General features: G+C 39.0%; 4 protein-coding genes. 1 reads left to right on the top strand and 3 read right to left on the bottom strand.

Annotation, left to right across the window (positions count from 1 at the left end; genetic code table 11):
- Positions 1-47: 47 nt before the first annotated feature.
- Positions 48-773, bottom strand: coding sequence for a hypothetical protein (locus H7254_RS19265; protein ID WP_301934521.1), 726 nt, complete (start codon positions 771-773; stop codon positions 48-50).
- A gap of 328 nt (positions 774-1,101) precedes the next feature.
- Between H7254_RS19265 and H7254_RS19260 the strand changes: the two genes are divergently transcribed.
- On the top strand, positions 1,102-1,704 hold the full coding sequence (locus H7254_RS19260) for a M23 family metallopeptidase (protein ID WP_301934520.1): 603 nt from the start codon (positions 1,102-1,104) through the stop codon (positions 1,702-1,704).
- Positions 1,705-1,822: 118 nt separating this feature from the next.
- Here the strand turns inward: H7254_RS19260 and H7254_RS19255 are convergent, their stop codons facing one another.
- Complete coding sequence (locus tag H7254_RS19255) at positions 1,823-4,294, bottom strand: glycoside hydrolase family 95 protein (protein WP_301934519.1); 2,472 nt, start codon at positions 4,292-4,294, stop codon at positions 1,823-1,825.
- A gap of 351 nt (positions 4,295-4,645) precedes the next feature.
- Entirely contained in the window at positions 4,646-5,491 is an 846-nt protein-coding gene (locus tag H7254_RS19250) for a lytic transglycosylase domain-containing protein (protein WP_301934518.1), read from the bottom strand.
- Positions 5,492-6,318: the final 827 nt, after the last annotated feature.

Genomic DNA, 6,318 nt, shown 5'->3' with positions numbered 1-6,318 from the left:
GCAGCTATTGGTGTTCCGTAAAAAATGCCGGAGTAAAATAAAATCTATCAAACTTCATCCTTCAATATGTTCGCCCAATAACCTTCCAGTCCGGGTTTGCCCATCATTTCATAAGGCACCCATTTTCTTTCCACCGGCAGGTACACTTCAATGGCTACAGTATCAGGAAATAATTTATAATCGAACTTAGTAAAGCTGGTGCCAATATAGCCGGTATAATACCAGGCTATGTTATTTGCCAGGGCGTAATCAATTTTTTGTAGCATTAGGTATTTACCCAGGCTGTATTTTTTGTAAGCCGGGTGATAAAAATTAAGGATCCCGGCAATAGAATTTTGTCCAAGGTCAAAATATCCTGCCGCAATAAGAATACCCTTATCCCTTATCTCAATCATCATAGAGTCAAAAGGATTGGGCATATCCTTGTCGTGTATACAGTTGTAGCAGGTAGAAGCCGTACTAAAATCAATGCTGTTGTAGTAAAGGCTATAGAGGTCTTCTACCTCTCCGGTAACCACAGCTTTTTTAATAGTTATTGTAAAGAGGGCGCATTGCCTGCGAATGGCGATAGCTTTCCTGTTCTCTTTTATTTTTTGAACTTGTGTGCGCAACCAGAATACAGGCATCGGCGCACCTTCTATAATTACCTGAGTGTAGTGAGTGGTAAATATGGTGTGCATCATCCTGTAATAACCTGCTGCCAAATACGCATCGAGCAGTCTGCCTTTAAAGCCCTCTTCTCCCGCCAAAATATAATAGGGCTCATTGATCATGCTGTTATTATTTTCAATTATTGTTTAAGGGTTTAAATTAAATCATTTTTAGCGGTTGTTGGTATGTAATCAAAAGAGTTGCTTATACGGTAGGTAATTACCTTCTTATTTTTCGAACTTTTAAAAAATTAAAAAATATTTTGCAGAAGAAAAAAGTTACCAACAAAGACACAGAACCTGCTATTTAAAAAATGTAGAGGCAATGTCTATACACAAGTTATTGTAAATAATTAATCAGCATTTATGGCAACAAATTAGTATCGCAAAATACTTTTTTCTATTTTTGATTTATACTAATTTAAGAGAAGCTTACCCCAATTTAAAACAAATGGCAAATTCAGCAAGCTGGAAATTAATACTAAAAATGTCGCTTCTTATTCTCTTTATAATTGTTGCTGGTCTTTTTTTATTTTCATTAATTGGAAGCAGGGTTACAAAAAATATTGATACTTATACTTACAACCTTCCTTTTAAAAAGGGAACAAAGCATAGGATCGTACAAGGTTATGGAGGATTGTTTTCACACAAGAATATAGCGGCTTTAGATTTTTATATGCCGGAAGGTACACCCGTTTGTGCAGCGAGAGAGGGTGTTATTTATACATTTGAAGACGACAGCGATGAAGGTGGGCCTTTTCCAGGTTATGAAAAGAAAGCAAATTTTATAATTGTAAAACACAATGATGGAAGTTTTGGTTGTTACTGGCATTTGAAAAAAAATGGTGTCGTTGTAAAAAGTGGGCTTGTCGCCAAAGGGCAATTGATTGGGTATAGTGGCAGCACTGGATTTACATTAAGTCCTCATTTACATTTCTCAGTAAAACGAAAATTAGACTATGAGAAAGATTCATTTGTTAGAACAAGGTTTAATACCAGTAGTGGTATTAAATTATTAGAAAACGGTAAAATTTACGAACGCCTATCAGACTAAAAATTGTACCGATTCCCCGGTTCTTCTTTCTTTTCTTTTCCATTAATGCACAAATAGGCAGAAGTATTTTTCTTCTGATATCACCCTTTTAAAATTAAGATAAAAAATCCCGTTTTTATCAAAACTCAAACTCGTAAGTTTTACCCGCTACAGTTGGCAAATCATATTCATACACCTTTTTCAAAATTGGATCAGCAGGCGTTGCAGTAGCTGCTACAACAGGTGCTTTTATTGGCAAAACGGCATAGAATGGATTGGGGTTAGCGGCCGTATGCTGCTCAACCTTAAGGGCGCCTTTCAGTTGAATTGATTGATAGCTTCTAATGCGGCAGTTACCGCCAATGGTGGAAGTAATGACAAGTTTTTTCAACTGCCCGTTCTGCCAATCCATATTTACGATAAAGCCGCCACGTGCTTTCAGGCCATGCATCGCACCGTTTTGCCATTGGTCGGGTAAGGCAGGCAGCACATGCATGGCACCATCATGCGATTGCAATAACATCTCTGCAATGCCGGCTGTGCAGCCAAAATTGCCATCAATTTGGAAGGGCGGATGTGCATCAAACAGGTTAGGATATGTGCCGCCGCCTTCTTTATTTACACCCGTGGGTGTTAGCTGGTTAGTAATTAATTTATACGCATGATTGCCGTCAAGTAACCTGGCCCATACGTTCACTTTCCATCCCATCGACCAACCGGTTGATATATCGCCCCTATGGAGCAACGATGTTTTGGCAGCTTCAAATAATTTAGGGCTGCGGTACGGCGAAATTAAACTGCCGGGATATAAGCCCCACAAGTGGGAGATGTGACGGTGTTTGTCTTCCGGGTTATCCCAATCGTTAATCCACTCCTGCAATTGGTTAAATTTACCAATTTGCATGGGCGCCATACCGGCTGCCTTAATTTGCAGGCCTTTAATAAAAGCAGCATCAACATGTAGGATGGTAGCAGCTTTAATGGTGTTGTTGAGTAAAGAAAATACCAGTTGATTGTCCATGGTGGTACCTGCTGAAAGACTGTTGCCATCATGCGCATTTTCAGGAGAAGCAGATGGGGATACTACCAGCCAACCGGTATGCGGATCTTTATACAACACATCTGCAAAAAACAGGCTGGCGCCTTTCATAGCCGGGTAAATAGATTGCAAAAATCCTTTATCGCCGTTGAATAAATATTTTTCCCACATGTGCTGACATACCCAGGCACCGCCGGTTGGCCACAGTCCCCAAGGCCCGTCAATAGCACCCGTTGCCCTGAAAATATCAGTATTGTGGTGCAATACCCAGCCACGAGCTCCATACATAATTTTAGCAGTGGCTTGTCCACTAACGGCCAGGTCTTTCACCATCGAAACCAAGGGTTCGTGCATTTCTGTTAACTGTGTAATTTCAGCCGGCCAGTAATTCATTTCCAGGTTGATGTTATCAGTGTACTTGCTGCCCCATGGCGGGTCGGTATGAGGATTCCACAGCCCTTGCAAATTGGCAGCTTGCCCACCCGGTTGCGAACAACTAATCAGCAGATAGCGCCCAAATTGAAAATACAAACTCACTAGTTGCAGATCATTGCTTTCTTTAAAATTTGCCAGGCGGATATTAGTAGGCAGCAAGGTTGCATCGCTTTGGCCAATGTCAAAATACACCCGGTTAAAATATTGCTGGTAAACATTAATATGATCATTTAATAACCCATCATACATTTTTTGTTGGGCCTGATTGTTTAATTCAGTTGCTTTGGCAGCAATAATTTTGGCGGAGTTAATTGAATCAGCAATCATGCTGTGATAATTTTTAAAATTGGTAACCATCGATAAATAGATGACCGCACTATTAGCCGATTGTATACTGATGCTGGTATCTTTTGCCTCAACCGTTCCTCCGCTATTTTGTACCTGTACATTCACGGCTACTTGTATCACGCCGGGCAGGCCACTGTGTTCCGGTGCGATGGCAGACAACGTTAATGCATTGTTGCCAGTGATAGTCAGTTTACCTTTTTGTGGTGTTGTTAAGCTGGCTGAAAAATTAATTTTACCGGGTTGATCTGCTGTTAACTTCACAATGATGATATGATCGCTGAATGAAGCAAAAGTTGTTCTTGTAAAATGAACACCTTCCACTTCGTAGGTTGTGGTGGAGATGGCTTTTGCAATGTCCAGTTCCCGCCTTAAATTTTTATACTGCTGGTGCCCTTTAAAATCGAGGTATAGATCGCCTACGGGTTGGTAATTTACGCCATGAACTTTTTCGGCAATGAAATTTGCGGCATACTTATCCGCCTCCCCATACTTACCGGCATTAATCATTCTCCTGATGGTATCCAATACTTTCGGGCCTGCATGCTTGTTGTAATTGGTGTACGGACTGCCAGACCAAAACTCATCGTGGTTTAACTGCAGGTGTTCACGTACCGGAATGCCAAACACCATGGCACCGATATGCCCGTTGCCAATGGGCAAGGCTTCTTCCCAAATTGTTGCAGGTTGATCATACCAAAGCTTCATAGGGTTTTTATCCGCAACCTGGCCATAGCTATTCACGTGCAATAAAATACAAGAGAGTAAAAAATAAAGGATCCGCTTTTTCATTACTGGTTTTGTTTAAATGGAAGAACTAATATAGGTTAGTATACTGAATATTTGATACTATATTTAACATGCCTGTTTTATTAGTATTGCAGATTGATCTACCTCATTTTGCGGATATTTTTATTATAGAAAAAGTTGCTTAAGTTAATACCGATCACAGGGGGAAAACTGTGCTATATGTTTTGTACCACTTAGGGAAATTGAAAAACACAATCAGGATGAAAATATTACCGGCACTTATGTAGAAATGAGAATGCTGCCAGAAACCAAAAAACATATGAACAAACAATAAAAAAGAGCAACTACATTTCTGCAACTGCTCTTTCAATAATAATTGTTTCGGTGCTATATTTATTTTCCCCCTTCCACTACTATTGCTTCTTGATGTTGGTCAATCAATGCGCAATTAGAAGGTTGAGTAAGGCCATCGTATGTAACAGGTGCATCATTTTTAACAGCCATTTCATTCAATGAAGCAAGGTAGTGAATGCGTTCTTTTTTAGTTAGCGTAACAACGCTTCCATTTGCTTCATAATAAAAATGTGTAGCTATAAAATGCTTCACATGGGCACTTGTTTCTGCTGGTAAAAATCGTTGCACTTTCCAGAACTCACGGCTGCCCGATTTTTTGATTGCTTTAAATACTTTGCCTGCACCACAGTTGTAAGCAGCAACTACCAGTAACCAGTCATCAAACTGATTGTACAATTCTTTTAGATAATTAGTCGCCGCTACAGAGCTTTGATAAGTATACCTGCGCTGATCAATTTTAGCATTCACTTTTAAACCAAATGATCTTGCCGTTTCAGGCATCAGTTGCCAAATACCTGCAGCACCAGCATTGGAAGTAGCACTGTTCTTTAATTCCGATTCTACTATTGCCAGGTACATTAACCCAGCAGGTACTCCGCCTTTTACCAATATCTTACGTATGGTTTTAAAGGCGGCAGTGTTACGTTTTTTGATGGTCTCCAATATATCTGCATTCTCATCAATATACTGATCCACAGCTTTACAAACATTGGCTTGTAAAGGAATAATTGTTGCAATATCGCTGTTTACCGTAGTAGTTGCTTCCACCGAATCGTGGAGTAAATAAGGTAACAACAATTCGTTTTGCGTTTGCGTATGTGCCTGGCTGAAAAGAAGCACCAGCATACTAAACAAACTTATTTGTTTACAAATAGTCATTTTCATTGTCCTGTTTTTAGTAAAGAAATACTCATAGAATTGGCTTTCTTAAAACAGTTATTCAAAGTTTTGGAAAAAAAGGAATTACGTAGTGTAATCGGATTAGGCTGTTAAGTGCGTTTGCTTATATGCACTGTTGTTTGCGTGATGAAGGCAAAAATAGGTCCGCTTTTTCCAAAATCCTACTAAAACAGGATGCGTAAAATTACCATGACAGGTTAATACACTGGTTTACAGCTTATTAACTTTTCCACACAGAAAAATTGTCAGGGATACAGCATTTAATCTAGCTGAGTAAGTTTGTTAAATAGTGAGATATATTAAAAAATATTGTATTGTTTACACGTAAAAGAGCTGGAGAATACTGTCAAATTTACTAAGAAACTAATTGTTTAAAAGCATGTATAACCCCTAATAATTCTGTAGTTAACGCTGGTTGTCTACATTTATAATTTGTGCAAATATTTAGAAGTTTTTGAATGGGAGATTTGATGCAGGAAAAAATTTTGTGATCGGTACTTGTCATTATCTGCATCATACGTAACCTCACCGGTGACAGGTACATAAAGGACAGGTTTTGATATACATCAGTACCTACTACTATCTTAGTCAAAGTTTAAGGAGTGCATTTCTCAAAAAGAAAACAGCTGTAGGCCTTCAATGAAATTTTATTTTTCAAAAACCACCGCATCCACATCAGCCCCAAGTTTTTCGAGTATTTGTGTAATATCTTCAATCATCTTGTCGGGGCCGCAAACATAGAAATGCTTTTTAAAATCCGTTACATTTTCTTTAAAAAAATTTTCATCCAGACGGCCTGTTGTATAGCCTTC

Source organism: Ferruginibacter sp. (assembly GCF_014377975.1).
Taxonomy (GTDB): domain Bacteria; phylum Bacteroidota; class Bacteroidia; order Chitinophagales; family Chitinophagaceae; genus Ferruginibacter.
This window is presented reverse-complemented; position numbering and strand designations above follow the sequence as displayed.